The sequence below is a fragment of the Pseudoalteromonas obscura genome (assembly GCF_030135505.1).
GTDB lineage: Bacteria > Pseudomonadota > Gammaproteobacteria > Enterobacterales > Alteromonadaceae > Pseudoalteromonas > Pseudoalteromonas obscura.
The window spans coordinates 729,981-746,491 of the sequence record NZ_JASJUT010000001.1 but is presented as its reverse complement, the minus strand read 5'-3'; the positions used below and the strand labels follow the sequence as shown (position 1 = coordinate 746,491).

Annotated in this window: 18 protein-coding genes; 9 read left to right on the top strand and 9 right to left on the bottom strand. The window is 40.6% G+C overall.

All coding sequences use genetic code 11. From position 1 onward, the window contains the following. Positions 1-94: 94 nt before the first annotated feature. Together QNM18_RS03250 and QNM18_RS03245 are read right to left on the bottom strand one after the other, a co-directional pair. Positions 95-814, bottom strand: coding sequence for a sulfite exporter TauE/SafE family protein (locus QNM18_RS03250; protein WP_284136322.1), 720 nt, complete (start codon positions 812-814; stop codon positions 95-97). 23 nt (positions 815-837) lie between these two features. After that, on the bottom strand, positions 838-1,449 hold the full coding sequence (locus QNM18_RS03245) for a LysE family translocator (protein WP_211009209.1): 612 nt from the start codon (positions 1,447-1,449) through the stop codon (positions 838-840). A gap of 436 nt (positions 1,450-1,885) precedes the next feature. On the opposite strand from QNM18_RS03245, the gene QNM18_RS03240 reads away from it, so the two are divergent. Further along, positions 1,886-2,797 carry a hypothetical protein gene (locus QNM18_RS03240; RefSeq protein ID WP_284136321.1) on the top strand — a complete coding sequence of 304 codons (912 nt, stop codon included), beginning with the start codon at positions 1,886-1,888 and terminating at the stop codon, positions 2,795-2,797. A 433-nt stretch (positions 2,798-3,230) separates the two neighbouring features. Here QNM18_RS03240 and QNM18_RS03235 read toward each other — a convergent pair whose 3' ends face one another. From QNM18_RS03235 to QNM18_RS03205, 7 genes are all read right to left on the bottom strand, one after another. After that, positions 3,231-3,656, bottom strand: a complete 426-nt coding sequence (locus tag QNM18_RS03235) for a response regulator (RefSeq protein ID WP_284136320.1) — start codon at positions 3,654-3,656, stop codon at positions 3,231-3,233. Between the two features lie 13 nt (positions 3,657-3,669). Then, complete coding sequence (locus tag QNM18_RS03230) at positions 3,670-5,169, bottom strand: sensor histidine kinase (RefSeq protein WP_284136319.1); 1,500 nt, start codon at positions 5,167-5,169, stop codon at positions 3,670-3,672. Further along, on the bottom strand, positions 5,166-5,795 hold the full coding sequence (locus tag QNM18_RS03225) for a hypothetical protein (protein ID WP_211009214.1): 630 nt from the start codon (positions 5,793-5,795) through the stop codon (positions 5,166-5,168). Before QNM18_RS03225 ends, QNM18_RS03230 begins: the two co-directional genes overlap by 4 nt. A gap of 569 nt (positions 5,796-6,364) precedes the next feature. Next, positions 6,365-6,607, bottom strand: a complete 243-nt coding sequence (locus tag QNM18_RS03220) for a hypothetical protein (protein WP_155250802.1) — start codon at positions 6,605-6,607, stop codon at positions 6,365-6,367. Continuing rightward, positions 6,588-7,532, bottom strand: coding sequence for a bifunctional Delta(1)-pyrroline-2-carboxylate/Delta(1)-piperideine-2-carboxylate reductase (gene lhpI, locus QNM18_RS03215; RefSeq protein ID WP_284136318.1), 945 nt, complete (start codon positions 7,530-7,532; stop codon positions 6,588-6,590). The genes QNM18_RS03220 and lhpI overlap by 20 nt, the downstream gene beginning before the upstream one ends. A 12-nt stretch (positions 7,533-7,544) precedes the next feature. Continuing rightward, a complete protein-coding gene (locus tag QNM18_RS03210) occupies positions 7,545-8,624 on the bottom strand; it encodes a M24 family metallopeptidase (RefSeq protein WP_284136317.1) in 1,080 nt (359 codons plus the stop codon). 346 nt (positions 8,625-8,970) lie between these two features. Continuing rightward, a complete protein-coding gene (locus QNM18_RS03205; RefSeq protein WP_284136316.1) occupies positions 8,971-9,699 on the bottom strand; it encodes a DUF4097 family beta strand repeat-containing protein in 729 nt (242 codons plus the stop codon). A 185-nt stretch (positions 9,700-9,884) separates the two neighbouring features. Here QNM18_RS03205 and QNM18_RS03200 point away from each other — a divergent pair, with 185 nt between their 5' ends. The 8 genes from QNM18_RS03200 (at position 9,885) to QNM18_RS03165 (ending at position 16,423) form a co-directional block, all read left to right on the top strand. Continuing rightward, positions 9,885-12,269 (top strand): hypothetical protein, encoded by a 2,385-nt coding sequence (locus QNM18_RS03200; RefSeq protein ID WP_284136315.1) that lies wholly within the window; start codon positions 9,885-9,887, stop codon positions 12,267-12,269. Between the two features lie 379 nt (positions 12,270-12,648). Next, positions 12,649-13,647, top strand: coding sequence for a sphingomyelin phosphodiesterase (locus QNM18_RS03195; RefSeq protein ID WP_284136314.1), 999 nt, complete (start codon positions 12,649-12,651; stop codon positions 13,645-13,647). Between the two features lie 22 nt (positions 13,648-13,669). Beyond that, positions 13,670-13,798, top strand: coding sequence for a hypothetical protein (locus tag QNM18_RS03190; RefSeq protein WP_282099755.1), 129 nt, complete (start codon positions 13,670-13,672; stop codon positions 13,796-13,798). A gap of 191 nt (positions 13,799-13,989) precedes the next feature. Next, entirely contained in the window at positions 13,990-14,190 is a 201-nt protein-coding gene (locus QNM18_RS03185; RefSeq protein ID WP_023401155.1) for a hypothetical protein, read from the top strand. 329 nt (positions 14,191-14,519) lie between these two features. Then, the gene (locus tag QNM18_RS03180) at positions 14,520-14,885 is read left to right on the top strand and encodes a DUF2306 domain-containing protein (RefSeq protein WP_211009219.1); all 366 of its coding nucleotides are present in this window, start codon (positions 14,520-14,522) and stop codon (positions 14,883-14,885) included. 208 nt (positions 14,886-15,093) lie between these two features. Continuing rightward, the gene (locus QNM18_RS03175; RefSeq protein ID WP_284136313.1) at positions 15,094-15,252 is read left to right on the top strand and encodes a hypothetical protein; all 159 of its coding nucleotides are present in this window, start codon (positions 15,094-15,096) and stop codon (positions 15,250-15,252) included. A 181-nt stretch (positions 15,253-15,433) separates the two neighbouring features. Then, the gene (locus QNM18_RS03170; RefSeq protein WP_284136312.1) at positions 15,434-15,811 is read left to right on the top strand and encodes a MerR family transcriptional regulator; all 378 of its coding nucleotides are present in this window, start codon (positions 15,434-15,436) and stop codon (positions 15,809-15,811) included. A gap of 36 nt (positions 15,812-15,847) precedes the next feature. Next, positions 15,848-16,423 (top strand): NAD(P)H-dependent oxidoreductase, encoded by a 576-nt coding sequence (locus tag QNM18_RS03165; protein WP_284136311.1) that lies wholly within the window; start codon positions 15,848-15,850, stop codon positions 16,421-16,423. Positions 16,424-16,511: the final 88 nt, after the last annotated feature.

The window sequence follows — 16,511 nt, the reverse complement described above, 5'->3', positions numbered from 1 at the left end:
AAGATTATGGATTGAGTGTGGACACATTTAGCCGCTACATTTGTATTATAATTAAATAGGCGCTCAATCAGCTTTATCTGCCATTACAAAACGGTTAAGACTGTGATATGAATAGTGAAGCCAACATTTTTATCGCAAGTGCCGTCAGCGTGAGCTTGATAATCCAAATGAGCTTTGCGTTATTACTAGAGAGTCGCAATTTGCTGCCACAGTATGACCCCGCGATAGATCCAATAACCATGTATAAGATGAGTGAGCCACTTTGTAAAAGTGTTGACGAAAGCATTGCAAAAATAGGCACTTTTGCCAAATGGCTGAGAGTCATAAAGACTGCACTGGTGGCGATGATTTCATCTTTACATTTGAGCTGTTTAGTAAGTACAGAAAGGGACAGAGGCCCAGTAGCACCTACCAACAAACCTAAGCCGGTTTGCAGCACGCCTATGACATAATAGTTTTCGAATTGGCTAACGTAGTTTGCAAATGGCTTGTACCAAATGTTGAGCAACAAGTAGAGGCCAATTGCCGCAGGGATATAAGTCGTAGGTAAGTTGTATAGAACCAAACCAAATAGCAAAGTCCCAATGACTGACCCAATTAAGAATGCAGGCAATAGTGACCACTTCACATAAGAAATCGAAAACAGCGCTCTTGATGTGTTGCTGGCAATCTGTGTAATACCATGGATAGGGATGATTATAGCGGGACTTAAAAACATGGGAAGAACTGCGATAAGGAGCATTCCGCCACCAAAGCCAATGATTGCAGCTATCAGTGACGTCGTGAATGCGATTATGCCTAGCAACAGTTCCATGTTGGCGACCTTTACTAACTTGTTTATGTTCTGGTGGCAATCGCCACGCCTGAGGCGGACAGTAAACTACCTGCTAATTTGTTAAATATGTTCAAACGTTTTGAGTTTGAGACCAGCTTTTTGGCTTTGGCTGAGACATACGAATAACCTAAGTTAACAGAGCCAAATGCTAAGGTCGCGCAGGCAAAAATGCCTAAAATATCTGCTGTGGAGATGGTTTTAAAATCGACAAATGCTGGAAACAGTGCAACATAAAAAATAATGGCTTTTGGATTGCTCATTGTAAGCAAAAAGCCAGTTAATATGTCCATATGGTGCTTACTGTTAGGTACGGTTTGCTCTGCCAGCGAAGGTTTTGAGAAAAATAAGTTGACGCCCATCCAAATTAAATAGCCCGCGCAGAGATATTTTATAATCGCAAAAGCGCTCCCCATAGACTCTGCGACATACGCTAAACCAGAAACTGCCAATAAAATAAATACATAGTCAGCGAAAATGAGTCCTACCGTTATCGCTGCACCACGACGGAATCCTCCAGTCATTGAGGCTGTTGTTATTGCGATAACGGCAGGGCCGGGAATAATGCCAACAATGAACATGGCAAAGAAGAGGGCAATATAGCTTTCTATTGTCACTTGGGGCTCCAAAAAGGCGTTGAGTGATAATCCTACCATACAATATGCAAATTGAAGGGAAACTATTTTGATGGGTTGAGGTTATGGATGACTATTCAAAGAGATTACAAATGATTGAGTTCATTAATTTTTCGGCCAAGTGAAGCAATATCTTAGACGATATCGGCTTATAGGCACTGAAAGGGAAATCGTTACGTCGTCGCTGTCCCTCGTTCTACCTTAAGGGGTTTGTATCGACAAACAAATTGCGCATATAAAATTGGTGTGTTTATTGCTGTAAATTACTGATAGTAGATAGGTTGCCGTCTGCTGTTAGGATTTTCTAAGAACAAATGAAGGGGCAAGTAGGTTCGCGAATCATGATTTTACTTTGACATTATGACAACACTTAAGTCGGTAATTTGTTTAACAATTCACACATCAAAAGGAGATGACAATGCAGGTTTCAAATACCAGCAGCACGCAGTATAGCTATCATTCAAATGCTGCGAATAAGGCCCATACAACTCAACGAGAGTTTAATGTAGAAGAATCAAGTGCTGGCTCAGCCAAAGGTATCGATGTCAGGGGTAAAACCAATCTTATTTATCTGCTTGAAAAGAAGGATATTGTAAAGCTGTCGAAAGATGAGGTGAGCTGGCTAGCAGATATTAAGGAGTCTTTCATGTCGGTGCAGGAGACTGAAAACTATTTAAAGTCAAATGGCCAGAAAAAGGAAATGAATGCCATCATATATGTCGAAGGTAATGTTGTATCTTATCAGACTCAAGAAGGCGGTGTGTATTACACAGATAGTAAAGCGGAAGAAATTTTCCGCAAAGCGGGGTTTGATGCTGAAAAAGTGAAGGAGCTAGTGAAAGAAATGTATCCAGATGGTGCCAAGGTGCAATTTTTTGAGGCAGGTGAGGGGCCTTCAAATGCACAACTGTTTGAACAGATACATGGCTATTCTTACAGCGAGTTTATTAGAAAACAAGTAGATAGCTTAAACCAGTCAGAGTTTGATCAACAGTTACGGCAAGAAGAATACCATCGAAGCAAAGTTCTGTTTGATCAATCTCCTCAAACCGAGATTTTCAGTGTGGGGGGCCAAGTAGTCGCGAGCCGTGGCGAAAATGGCTATATAGATGTGGGCCAGCACTTGTTGGCGCAGGCAGATGCAAGGGGTATTGAAAGGGCCGAGCTTAAAGAGATATTCACAGTATCGCCTGAGCGCACTGCTGCACAATATCTGGTATTGCTACAAGATGTTTTCGGCGATGAGGTTACGCTTCAATCATTTAGCTCAGGTGATGCGCCTACTCGTGCCGAAGTTAAGTTGATGCAGGCTAATAACAGCTCTGTTTAAAAAGTGTAAGCCGATTAAGTTTCTATAGTTATTCAAACATGGTTCCTGAAACAAGTTCAGGATGACGAACTTTGATTTAGGAGGATGACCTTTGGTTCATGGGGTTGGCCTGTAGTTCGGGAGGATAGTCTTTTGTATAGGGCAACGGTCTTAGGTCTAGGGAGAGGGCCTTTCATATAGGTGGGATACAGTTTAAGGAACGTTACAGCTTTAACTGTCGTCATTGTGGGCTTGCCCCGCAATCCATTTTATTAATGCAAGTTGGGTTTTAGAGGCGGCAGTCTTAGCGATTGTTAAAATAACTCGTTTCACCTTGGGCAAAGTAAATGAATTCACTTCGCCCACTGTCATTAACACTTTGTGCTTAATTTACCTTGCGCAAAAGAACCGAATTCTCAGTGTTTGCCGTCGGTGCTTTCGTACGGTAGCATTATTAACCCATGCATGACTCGATAGATTCTTGAATACACTCTTTTGACAAGTCACCTTTATTTAGAAATCCTTTTACAAAATCATAAGCCTCTGTTTTTCGTTTATCTTCTTCCATGGCTGAGGATGTGAACATGATAAATATAGACGAGGTATAATTTTTGTTGGCTTCTCTTAGTTTATGAAATGCGGCTAAGAACTCAAAGCCGTTAACACGAGGCATATTGATATCTAAAAAGATGAGCAATGGCGGAAAATCGTCTGCAAACCTTTTGTAGTTTTCTTCATAATCCTCAAGAAAGTTCAGCGCAGTTTCCCCATTGTCTGCTTCAAATATCTGCGTTGAAATATCAAGCTTTTTGATGACTCTTTTAAGTAAGTAACGGTCATCTTCACAATCATCTATAATCATAATTGAAAATTTTTGCATGTGGCCTCTAGATTCAGGTTGGTAGCTCAATAATAAATTTTGTCCCACTTGCCGAGCTGCTAAATTGAATTACACCATCCATTTTCTCAATGTGTTTTTTGATAATATACATACCTAAACCGCTTCCATATGCGATATTGGGATGGAATCGTTGGAACATGCCAAACACTTTGTCCGCATATTCATTGGGTATACCAATGCCATTGTCTTCGATAGTGAGTATCGTTTTATGCGGCTTTTTCATGGTTGTAATTCTGACATAGCGGTTGGGTTTGTCTTTGTCTGAATACTTTATGGCATTTGAAATCAAGTTTTCTAATACTTGCAAAATACGGGCTTTAGGTGCCGTAAGCTCGACGGAGCAATCTACCTCTGCTTGAATTTCAACATCATTGCCGATATAAACAGCCTGTAAACGAGCCTCAATTTCACCGAGTAGTTCAGAAATATTGATCTTTTCTTTATTACTCAACTCTAATTCAGCTTTTGCTAGATTAAGAATGTCAGTGACTAAATTCTCTAACTTCTTCACATGTCCAGCGATATTGCTGGCATTTTTTCTCACGTCTTGATAATCACCATCATCAATGTCCTCACATATCGCCGTCGCCAGACCTCTGATTGTAATCAAAGGTGCTTTTAGGTCGTGAGACGTTCTATAAGAGAATTGAGAAAGTTCATCATTTGAAGCAACTAGCTGTTTGTTAAATAGTTCTAATTTTGCTTGATATTCAAGGTTATTTCGCTCTTTTTCGTAAAGTTGATTAGTCATTGTGCGCAGAGCAGTATCTAGCTTCGCATCGCCACTTGAAAAAGTTCTATCGAGGTCATAGTTACCGCGAGCTATTGTGTCAGCCAACTGAATCGTTTGGTTAAGAGGAGTAAAAACGGCTCGAGCCAATAGAATTGATAAAGATACACCTCCCAATAGGCTAAGTAGAAGAAACATCATGGTTGTGTCCTTTAAAGTGCGTTCTTGTTCCTCTTCTTTCAAAAACGTACGTTGCATCTCCCAGTGCTGAGGCTCTGAAATTTGCCTAAACTTTTCAACAACTTGTTGCTCGAGAGGAGCTAAATCCTGTCTTAGCATTTGAATGGTTGCATCGGCAGATTGCGTATGTGTTTTTGTTACTATAGTCTGCTGTAAGTGCTTGAGCTGTATAAGATCTAATGCAATTTCATTTAAGAGGTCTAGATGTTCTTCTCGTTCCCAGCGCTTTGAATGGTTCTTTAATTGCGCATAGTTCTTATTGATAACGGACCAGGTGATCTGCCATTGAAGTGTGTATTTTTGCTCTTTGGTTAATATCCATCTTTGTATACTAATGATTGAAGTATTAAGCGCTTGAACGACTTTTAAATTAGCTTTAATAGATGGGTCTAAAACATGCTGGATGTGACGAGATGATTCAGTAAGCTGGTTGATTTGGAGCAACGAGAATACGGTCATTGACAGAAACACCAAAGTAATTGCCCCAAAGCTAAAGGCTATCTTCTTTTCCAAAGCATTCATATGCTTACACTCTTTTTAAACTTTTGGCGAGTTACGAGCAAGGCACTAATCACGGTGATGAATAGCAAACTAGGAAGCACAATTAGACCGATTTGCAGCAGTATTTTTGTTGCTTGTTGATCCACAATATCTAACTTGGTATGTACCGAAACAGCCCAAGGTTTGGTACTTATTGGAATCTGATAGTTAATATCTTGAGAGCCATCATTTCTGGTTTGAATTCCGCCAAATGGAACACCTTCACCAGCTGATTGTGTAAAAGTTTTAACCTCTACGCCATTATTCATTGTCCAACCAGTTGTATCTTTGTTGATATTTGAAGGCTTAGGGTGCGCGATCACTTTATTCTCGTGCTCGATGATACAAGCAAAATGCTCACTGCTTTGTAGTGTGTTTTCTAGCATATTCTGGACATCACTAAGCACCTTAGCTGAGTCTTCGCCTCGTTCCAGTTCAATAGATACAAGCGTTGCTAATCTTTCTGCCTGTTCTCGGTTTTTATCTAAATTAAGCTTGAATAAAGCGTGATATAGTTGGTTATGGAGCAGGGGAATTGCTGCAACGACAACAAAGGAAGTTATAATAAAAAACGTACAAAATACTCTTAAAAATGAGAATTGTGTCATATATTCGGCTCTTTAAAAGTCCGTTCCTAATTTGCAGGCAGATTGCTGACTGCAGCCCCATAACTACGTTTAATACACCCAAGTACACCAAACAGGCCTATGTTTATCCCATGTAGATTGCTACGCTACTTGCCAATATGCAGCATGTATATAAATGATGCGTTAAGGTAAATAATCGTATGGTGTAGTGTTCAATTTATATCTGCTGAAAATAAAAGCGTTTATGAACTAATAAGTGCTCTTTTTTATTATTACAGATTAATCGCTACTAATTATAATCGGCTATCGAATAATAGCGAATGTGTCCGCGGTTTTTGCTAAAAAGCCATATTTTGACAGTGGCAACTTTTCAGCCTTACCGTATATAAGTGGTTGGAGCAATTATAATGACGTTTAATTTTTAGTGGATGATTGACTTGAAGAAGCCGCTAGCCACTTTAAGGTACATGGCATTGAGGCGTCATGTGGACTGAGTTTGATTTGCGCCACACCGGGAAGAAGTAACCTTGCTTTAAAAGCTAGGAGCAAATACCAATCAAGGGGTGTTGATTGGTATTTGCTACCGGGCATTATAAATGCCAGATATTTTTGTCATCGGCTAACACCTGGCATGCTTCACCTGATTTGTAACGCAGGTAAAAAGCGTCGTCGTAAAGCACTTTACTGCTACAGATCACATCTTCATACCTGTAGCAGATCAGCAGATGATCTTGATGGCAAATCAAAGTATTACACAGACGTTTGTCATGAACGATGTTAACTGAGATAACCTGACACGCCTTGCACTTAGCCTTACTCTTGAACCAAGTCATAAACAAGTTTCGCCGTAACCAAATCACTCAAAGCGGTGCCCACAGACTTAAAAAGCGTGATTTCACTTTGACTCGCCCGTCGATAGGTATGACTTTTAGCCAGCTCAGTTAATTCTGCCTTAACCTGTGATTCACTAAATACGCCCTCGGAAATTGGGAGTAGTAACTCACCCGCTTCATTTAACACATTTATTCTGCTGTCTACATATACTGAGCTGCGAGTAACAGTGCGAGTGTCGCACTCTCTATACTGTTTATGATGATTTCCGATCAAATCAATGTGAGTGCCAGGGGAGACCCAGTTACCATCAAAAAGTGGGGTGTGGCTCCCTGTAGCACAACTGATAACGTCGGCAGATGCAATCAAACTTTGGCATGCTGTACCAAATTCAAATTGTATTTTCCCGTGCTGTGCAGACAACACTGACAATAAGGTTTTTGCTTTATCAGGGTTTCTGGCAACAACAGTGACTTTTTCGTAGTCACGTACATTCAGGTGTGCGTTGATCATAAATGGCGCGAGATTACCTGAGCCAAAGAACACTATGTGTTTAGCATCCTTCTTCGCTAAATAGGAGGCGGCGAGCGCAGATACGGCAGCCGTGCGCCAAAGTGTCACTTCGGTACCATCAATAAGCGCAAGTGGCTCCCCAGTTTGACGTGAAAAGAGCATTATCTTTGAATAGAGGCTGGCTTTGTCTTGTTTAAAGTTTTCCGGAAAGTATGTAAAGGCTTTTACACCAATGACGTCGTTGTTCCAAGCTGGCAGCACGGCAAACGCATCGTGATTATCTGCTGAGTTATCTAGCTCGAACACTTGGCGCATCGGCATATTGGCGTCACCCGAAAAGCCTTCAGCAATGGTATCAATTAAGACTTTAAAATTGAGCGCTTGTTTGACTTGTGCGCGATTAATTAATTGCATAACTTGGCTTCCTTATAATTCAAAATTTTGCGCAGAGTGAGTTAGCTTTTGATAGCCGTTTTTAGTGACCACGATATCTTCTTCCAGTCGTACTCCCCCGACGTGAGGAATATAAATCCCAGGTTCTATGGTGATCACATTGCCAGCGCTCAACACATAGGGATTATTGGGCTTGATAAAAGGATGTTCATGTAAAGCAAGGCCCAAGCCGTGACCCAGTCCTTCACCTGCAAATTGCGCGAATTCGCTATTATTCAATACTTGATGCGCAACCTGATTCAAGGCATCGCAAGACACGCCTTGCTGTACTTTTTCTAATGCTGCATGCTGGGCACGTTGAACGGTGTTAAACATGGCTTGTTGTTGAGCACTGGGTGTGCCGTAAACATAGGTCCGTGTCATATCTGAGCGGTAACCACCAACAACAGCACCAAAATCGATTAAGATCAGGTCTCCATGGCGTAATGCACGTTCACTAGGATCCCCATGGGGTAGAGCGCTTCTTTCGCCAAAAAGCAAAATTGTATCAAAGGAAACCCCTTGGGAGCCCTTTTGACGCATTTTGTATTCTAGTTCTAACGCCAGATCTCGCTCTTTTACTCCCTCTCGGACGAGTGTTAAAGTCTCACAAAGCGCTGCATCAGCAATATTGGCAGCCTGTTGAAGATATGCTATCTCTACATTATCTTTTACTTCACGTAGCGCTTCCACCCAACCAATTGCACCCTGCACATGCGGGTAGGTCAAGTCAGCGGCAATGGCTGCCCACTGAGCTACACTGACATGCTCTGACTCATAGGCGATTTTATTGAGCTCTGGAAATAGCGTTAAAATACACTGGCCAAGACGTTCTGCATCTCGGTCACGTCTTATCACGTGTATATTTTCTGTTTCCAAGCATGCCCGCTCGTAATATCTATAATCTGTAATTAAGTAAGTATTGCGCTTGGATATTAGCAATGTGGCAGCATTACCACTAAAACCAGAGAGATATTGAATATTCTCATGGCCTGAAACCACCATCATATCTATTTCATGCTGTGACAACTTTGCGATCAGTTGTTGTCTTCGAGAGTTATGGTTCGCTTTCAACTACGCCACCTATTAGAAATTGAGTGATGTACTTCACTCTGTTACCCAAATTCAATGTATTCGCCTCGAAATATATTGTATACAATTGTGATAAGCAAGCTTTAAATATTTAGTGATAGAGTGTTACAAAGGACAAATTCTCAATTAGGTGACAGTGATTTTAAGTTAGAACTTGAATTCTAGCTATATAGGCTAGGAGCATTTAGGGGGTAGAAGAGGGCAATGGAGTTTGACGGTATCGAATGTGTACGAATTAAAAGTTTCAGAAGTGGCTGCTAGCGTGAATTAATGTACCTGCAGCCATCAAAAAATACTTAGCTCCAACGCTTTACAAACTTAAACTTTTTTATCGTTGTGCTTTTATATCAAAGAGTTGAATTTTACCAGAGCCATTGTCTATCAGCTCAAATGAGTGAGCATTTCGCACCAAAACACTCCCACTGCCATCATCTATAACAACTTTGCCAGATACATTCTTAACGACTATTTTCCCTGAGCCATCTTCAATAGATACATCACCGTCAACTTGCTCAACAACAACCTTACCTGAGCCATCATCAATGGCAAGTGCACCATGCACACTATGGATGTTAATGTTTCCAGAGCCGTCTTCAATCTCTAACGACGATAGGTTATTGCTGATCCTGATTGACCCTGATCCATCTTCAATTCGGCCAATACTGGCGCTTTCGATTATGATCGCGCCCGATCGGTCCTTGATATCGGTTAGTAGTTCGCTAGGTACGGTGATGGTTAAATGGATCAAAGTGTGGTTGTACTGTCGGTGGCAGGTATTGGCTGTCAGTAATGCGGTGTTTTTCTGATTAATGAGTTCAAAGCAGTAGTCTGTATTCGCCTGAGATTGATAAATATCAGCTTTAACACTTATCTTATCGGTCTCTTCACCAATAACCGTTAGCTTTCCAGAGCCTGCGTCAATTTTTAATCTATCTAAACCAGCTACGGGCAATGATAAAGTGCGACTTTCCACAAAATCAAACTCATTTGAAAAGAACTGTAGTGCAGATACCTGAGTGCAAAACAAAGCCATAGCTGTCAAAAAGTAAGTTTTCATCTTAATGTCCTTAGATACGCATTTTTAACTGTGACGCAGTCGTGTAGAAAAAGGTTTAAAAGCTATTCCGAAACGCAATTTTTTGGCGTTTCAGTTACCTAATTTATCGGCGTTAAGCGAATTTACTTGGTTCTCCCTTAAAATTATTGTATACAATATACATAAATAGATAATGAGAAGCTCCTATGCGTAAAACTTGCCTAAGTATCTGTCTAGCCACCTTGCTAAGTGGATGCGCAGCGACAACATCGATCAAGACATCGTCCAATATATTACCGCCATCAAAAATGCAGGTGGACTTAGATGTTTCTGGTCGCGTCAGCACCTTAAAGCATATTGATATTCAATATGTTGGGAAAAACATACCGCGGACATACAGTGACGGTAAAATTACCAATAGTCGCGGATATGACTGGTGGGTAAGCAAGCATTTTGCTCTAAAGAGTGATCTTCCAGAAGAAAAAGTTCGCCTGTATTTAGAGTTACTAGAGATGTCATACCCGCATTACGTTGAGTTATTTGGTATGGAACCCAGTAACATAGAAAACCAACGGATCGCGGTTGTTTATGGTAGCTCCAGAGCCAGAGTGCGAGAAGCGATGCTAGATGACGGCTTTTTACGTGGTGTTCATACACATGCTGGTGGCGAAACCATGTTTTACAATCGCGCTGGCTATAGCTTCCCAAGCCACCGGCAGCATCACCAGCGGTACATCGTTATCCATGAAACTATGCATGCGTTTCATATGGCACTCAATGGCCACTCAACATGGGCGCCTAATTGGATCACCGAAGGAATGGCTGATGCAATAGCCAGTCACACTTTTGATCCACAGAAAAAACAGCTCAATGTAATGGTTTTTGACCGAGCGCCGATGAATTATTTAACGTCAGGACTTGCCCAGTATCATCAGGGGGGACAACCAAGTTTTGAACAAATTAATGACAACCCGAGTCTTAAACGCGGCTTGAACTTTTTCATCGTACACTTTTTGCTCAGCGATCCGACACGTTACCATTACTTTAAACGCTATTTGAAAGAGTTGATGCGTGCAAACCCGGACTCTCAGGAGACATTACCGACAGCCAATAAGCTGTTAAAAGCCACTTTTCCGGATTGGTCGGCCCTTGAAAATGAGTTTACTCAGTTTGTTAAAACAGCACAATCTAGCTTTTATATTGTTCAAGGGCCATGGGAGCAAAGCGGCCCAGGTTATTTCCTAAGAAGTGATAAAAGTGAAACTCTGCACCGTCTTGATATCATTGCTGACAATGACAGCTTGCAAACGACTTTAGACTTTCCTGCACCATCACCTCATCCATTGATCATGCCAGTGAGTAAAAATAGCTTGGCAGCTTTAATACATTTCGAGCCCGAGCAAGTAGGGCGCGGCGAAATTGGTATTGGCCTGTTAACTGAGCTCAGTAAAGACAGCAAACAAAAGCGTTTGGGACTGCTCAAAGAAGCTGATTTTAGCCAAGATAGAATGCTGGCTTTATTAATAAAAAATGGCAACAAGCTTGTGCTTGATGGAGTCGGGTATGATGAACCAAGCCAACATATCTCTCTTACTCCTGAGGCTATTGAAGATATTCATAAGTATCAGCAACTTGCACTTAATTTGACCAAGCTAGATGATCAGCTTGTTGTGACGCTCAATACTAAGTCTCAAAGCCAAAAAGTGACTTTTAATTTGCCTAAAAATACGCAAGATATGGTTAATTTGCAGCAAATAGCGATACTTGGTAAAGCGATGAATCACACGCTTACACCGTATGTTTTTGGTCATACAACCTCTGTAGCAACATTGAATGAGTCTATTGCTAATCCTTGGTTATATCGTGATGCTCAACTGGCAATGCGCGCATTCAACACCTGCGAGGAGTTCACTCACGATATACCACAGTGCCGAGCGCAGTTGAAAAGCGCTTTTGATAAGCTCACTGACCAAACCAAACATGATGAGTTGTCTACACAATTACGACAATACTTGACGCTTTGGCGTAGTCAAATTAACCAACCTACGGCACAAACCCTTAGCGGTATTGAGCTTCAAGTGAGGTTTGACAACGACCAGCCTTTTATTAAAGCCATGAATCCAAGTGATAGTGTTGCTGAGTTAATACTTACTGGTGGAGGTAAAGACATAGTGTACTCGCTCTTACCGGGAAAGAGTCGCTTTGATTTGACCGATAATACCGCCACTTATAGTTATAAACTGAACTGGCAAGATATACATCAGTCTGGGTTGTTAGATGTCGAAAGTCAGCGCTTTGACGGTGTGTACTTGAATGCTTTACTCCGACAAAAACAGTTAAAAATAGCGCTAACCGGGCCTTATTCAGGCGCTACCTCTGGCGAGTTAGCGGTACAGTTTTTACCATTTGAACAGCCAATAAAAAGCACTAACATGTGGCAGGAAAGTGTAGAAATATCGCCCTATGAGCAAAAAGTGTGGCAGCCAGCTATACAAGTGTTGCCTAATCTAAAAGGTGGTATTTTAGAAGTGACAGCGACATTGGAAGTTGATGGTGAACCCGTCAAATTACAGCAGCGAATAAAACTTTAAATTCATGCTGAGCATTTTGTATATTTTTTCCCTTTGTAAAACTTGATTGTTTTAGTCAATCCAAAGGTTAGCTGTAATAGCTAACCTTTTTTTAATCATATGCCTTTTGAATTGGCCCAATTATTTTCTGGCCTTTGGAAAATAATGGGATTAGACGGCAGCCAGCGATCCCTCTTAAGCGTTGAAAATACGGCTTTCAATAGCAATAAAAATTCCAGAAAAGTGTCATAAAAAAAGCAACTTAGCGCAATCAAACCGACATTAAAAATGATTATTTTCATTGCTGCGAAATTTTCACCAGTCCTCTGCGTCTTGAGTATGCAGTAGTAAGTGATTATCTCAATAAAAACCAAAAGAATAGTGATGTATTGGAGAAAAAATGAAAATCAAACATGTCCTGCTGTGTGCAACAATGCTTATGAGTATGCCAAGTGTGGCCGATTCTCTCAAAGTGATGGCTTACAATATCATGCAGCTAAATGTGCAAGATTGGGATCAAAGTAATAGAGCCCAACGTTTACCCATGGCGCTTACTTCGCTTGATGACAGGCCTGATGTCATTATTGTCAACGAAGTCTTTAATAGTGATGCTGAGCAAGCTCTCGCTGCGTTATCTTCTATATATCCTTATCAAACCCCCAACGTTGGACAGGATTGCAGTGGTAGCGGCTGGGACGGTTTGACAGGTAACTGTTCTAATAGCCCATTTGTCATCCGTGGGGGAGTGGTGATTATCTCCAAATATCCAATTATTTCGCAAAAAGCACATGTATTTACTCAGAGTTTGAGCGGTAGTTGGGACTATTTAGCAAATAAAGGCTTTGCTTATGTTGAAATAGAAAAAGGAGGTCTACGCTATCACTTGATCGGTACTCACTTGCAAGCAACTCATGATGGCAATACAGAGGAAGAACACCGTGTTCGCATGGGCCAGTTGCGTGAAATTCAAACTTTTATCAAGGCACAAAACATTCCTAGCAGCGAGCCGTTGATCATTGGTGGTGATATGAACGTGGAATGGAGCAAGCAGCAAGAAGTAACTGATATGCTCACTACAGCACGTGCGAAGCTGAATTTCGAAACGCCAGTGATAGGTTCATTCTCAGCAAAACACAACTGGTTTACAAAGGCCAACGCATACTATTTTGATTACAGCCTAGAGTACAATGATACCTTGGATTATGTATTTTGGCATGCTGATCACAAACAACCTAAAAACAATCCGAGTATGACTGTGCGTTATCCAAAAGCTGACAAAAACTGGTATTGGAGCTATATAAAAGGCAACTGGAACCTCAGTAACGGCCGCCATTATCACAATGGCTATTATAATGAGCTATCAGATCATTATCCGGTGCAGGTGAACTTTGAGTTTTGATTAAGTGCTAAGTAGGTGCTTGATGACGACACTCAAAACAGAGTTAACAGGCGATAGCTTGGCTATTTCAATCAAACTGACGCCGATTATTGTTTCAATTAAGCACCGTTTATCAATGACATTAACTTCCTTTAAATATGATTTAAGCTAAGTGGATGAAAGAATCCCTAAAGCTTAAGTTGTATGAGCTTGCAGTTTTTAAACTTAACTCGATTTACTATTTCTTCTTCCATTAAATTTTAAATAATCTATTGTTTACATTTTGTTCTCAATGTATAACATTAAGTGGCTGTACTAAAAGTAAGCACATTTTGGGTTTCACATTTAATTAAGGAAAGAAAAATGATAAAAAGTATCTTAGCCGCAACGGCACTGATTGTTGCTACATCCATCCCGACTAATGCAAATGCATACGAAGAAATTTTGGTAGAGTGTTATAAAAATGGTCGCCTATTATGGAGCGATGTTTTTGAATCATATAATGAATCTCGTACTGCTGAGAAAATTTGCAGAAGAATAGGCGGCGAGCCAATTAGCTACTAAATTCGAGCATGTCTAAATAGTGAGCTCGCATATCGCATGAAAAAAGGTCAGCTAGATAGTTGGCCTTTTTTGTAAAGGTCGTAATCAATTTTGAAGTAAGTGTACACAGGTAGTACGTGACCCGCCTATTTAAGTATTTATACTAATATCCCGTATTTTAAGGGGTAGCCGAAAAGCTAGGGAGCGTATTGTGGCTCAATGGCAAAAGTGCTTTGATAAACCAGATAAAGTGTTTTAAGGTAACTATTCAACTGCTGTTTATTTGAACTTGAATATAGAAGCTGGCATAAGTTTAATTGGATAATTCACTTCTTAATTAAAGGTTGCATATGGATATTGCACTCCCAACACTCATACATTTATTCGTGGTTATTCCAGCCATATTTTTAGGCCTTCTAAATTTGGCAATGAAAAAAGGCACTCGTATACATAAGCTCATAGGTAGGTTGTGGGCTGTGCTTATGTTAATTACCGCTTTTAGCTCTTTTTTTATTCAACCAACAGGAAGCCTAACTTGGCTGCACTTGTTTGCTATTTTAATTATCGTATCGGTTGTCGCCGGAACGCATGCCATTTATAAAGGTAATCGAAGGGTTCATATTGATTGTATGTGCGGTGCATATATTGGTACGGTGATCTCCGCTGTTGTTGCTGCAAGTATTCCGGGGCGTTTATTACACACCATGCTATTTTAATAATATTGTGTTGAGCCGCTCAGTTTTCTGTTGATACTGTGACTTATATTTTATGTTATAAATACCGAAAAAATGAACGGTGTTAAGAGAGCCTCAGATTGGAAACTAAGAAGGCTTAGAGCAGCTAAAAACTGCCATTGAGCAAGTATTGGGTGGTTTATCAATTTGTCGGTGTCAGAGCTCACTCCCTGACAATATATTGGTCCAAATGCAAGAAAACCAACAATGCTATACGACACAGCAGGAAGATAATCGCACCTGGCTGCAAAAGCTGCGTGATAACTTAATCGGCAGTTTGGTATTTAGTTGGCTTTTTCTTCTACCCCTAGCTGCGCTTGCGCACTTTGCTAACGATATATACGCATAGCCCAAGCTAGAACCTCGATGTCTTATCCCATAGCCGCCTTTGAATAACCACGATAACCTTGTTAGATAGCGATTATCCCTGTTAGCCATACATTTAGTCGCTTTTGAGTGATGTGGATAAAATAAATATATCGTAAATTATAAAGGCTAAATCCATTTATCTCACTAATTAAAGGAAACCTATGTATATCGGAGAGGTTGCAAATAAAACTGGGTTATCAATAAAAGCGATTCGATTGTATGAAGCGCGAGGTTTGATTAAAACGCCTATTAGAAAGGGAAGTTACCGCGTATACGAAGATTCGCATATAGAGGTGCTGAACCTAATCAAAGAAGCCAAGTCGTTGGGCTCTACTTTAGCTCAACTTAACGAGGTGATTGTCTATCAAAATGGGGAAGTAGATTGGCTGCGAGTGGAGCAGTTTCTGGTTGAGCTTAAGTGTCAGTTGTCACGTCAGGTAGATTCGTTGAATAGCAGGATCTCTCGGATTGAAAATTGTCTGTCTACGATAAAATCTTGTCCTTCTATGCTTGACTCTGCCCCTAGGGGAAGAGATTAGACTCGTCATTAAACTCAAAAACAGGAAATGAGTAAAATGACGAAAAAAATACTAGTTTTAAATGGTAATCCAAAATCAAACAGTTTTGGTCAACACTTGGCAGATATCTACAGTTGTGAAGCAAGAGAGTACTTTGAGGTAAGACGTTTTAATTTATCTGAAATGCCATTTAATGCAAGTTTGCAGTATGGCTACAATACACCACAAATTTTAGAGCCTATTTTAGTCGAGTTTCAGAAGGCAGTTTTGTGGGCTGAGCATATTGTAATTATTTCGCCGATTTGGTGGGGTGGGCTCCCGGCTAAACTTAAGGGCTTATTTGATAGAGCGTTTTTACCAGATTTCTCTTTTAAGTACGAAAAAGATAACCCTGTACCTGTACAGCTCTTAACGGGTAAAACGTCCCGCCTTATTCTAACAATGGATATGCCTGCACAGTATATGGAAGAGCAAGCCGCGCCAGTGATTACTCAACTTGATACATATACATTACAGTTTTGTGGTATTCAAAAAGCACAAATAAACTTATTTGGTTCTTTGGTCTTAGCAACACCTGACGATAAGCAAAAGTGGGAGGGAACGATGAAGTCATTGGGAAGAAAAGGTCTATAAAAGCAAACCATTCAATGTCTGAAAGCAAGTTGGCTAACCGTGCTAAAATAGTTAGCCGACTAACGACCTCTTTTTATTGTCTGAATGT

Coding starts and splice junctions, on each gene's coding strand:
- QNM18_RS03180 (WP_211009219.1), top strand. CDS start 14,520: ATGGATATTGCACTCCCAACACTCATACATTTATTCGTGGTTATTCCA.
- QNM18_RS03165 (WP_284136311.1), top strand. CDS start 15,848: ATGACGAAAAAAATACTAGTTTTAAATGGTAATCCAAAATCAAACAGT.
- lhpI (WP_284136318.1), bottom strand. CDS start 7,532: ATGCAATTAATTAATCGCGCACAAGTCAAACAAGCGCTCAATTTTAAA.
- QNM18_RS03175 (WP_284136313.1), top strand. CDS start 15,094: ATGCAAGAAAACCAACAATGCTATACGACACAGCAGGAAGATAATCGC.
- QNM18_RS03200 (WP_284136315.1), top strand. CDS start 9,885: ATGCGTAAAACTTGCCTAAGTATCTGTCTAGCCACCTTGCTAAGTGGA.
- QNM18_RS03190 (WP_282099755.1), top strand. CDS start 13,670: ATGACGACACTCAAAACAGAGTTAACAGGCGATAGCTTGGCTATTTCA.
- QNM18_RS03205 (WP_284136316.1), bottom strand. CDS start 9,699: ATGAAAACTTACTTTTTGACAGCTATGGCTTTGTTTTGCACTCAGGTA.
- QNM18_RS03235 (WP_284136320.1), bottom strand. CDS start 3,656: ATGCAAAAATTTTCAATTATGATTATAGATGATTGTGAAGATGACCGT.
- QNM18_RS03185 (WP_023401155.1), top strand. CDS start 13,990: ATGATAAAAAGTATCTTAGCCGCAACGGCACTGATTGTTGCTACATCC.
- QNM18_RS03170 (WP_284136312.1), top strand. CDS start 15,434: ATGTATATCGGAGAGGTTGCAAATAAAACTGGGTTATCAATAAAAGCG.
- QNM18_RS03220 (WP_155250802.1), bottom strand. CDS start 6,607: ATGACTTGGTTCAAGAGTAAGGCTAAGTGCAAGGCGTGTCAGGTTATC.
- QNM18_RS03240 (WP_284136321.1), top strand. CDS start 1,886: ATGCAGGTTTCAAATACCAGCAGCACGCAGTATAGCTATCATTCAAAT.
- QNM18_RS03225 (WP_211009214.1), bottom strand. CDS start 5,795: ATGACACAATTCTCATTTTTAAGAGTATTTTGTACGTTTTTTATTATA.
- QNM18_RS03230 (WP_284136319.1), bottom strand. CDS start 5,169: ATGAATGCTTTGGAAAAGAAGATAGCCTTTAGCTTTGGGGCAATTACT.
- QNM18_RS03195 (WP_284136314.1), top strand. CDS start 12,649: ATGAAAATCAAACATGTCCTGCTGTGTGCAACAATGCTTATGAGTATG.
- QNM18_RS03250 (WP_284136322.1), bottom strand. CDS start 814: ATGGAACTGTTGCTAGGCATAATCGCATTCACGACGTCACTGATAGCT.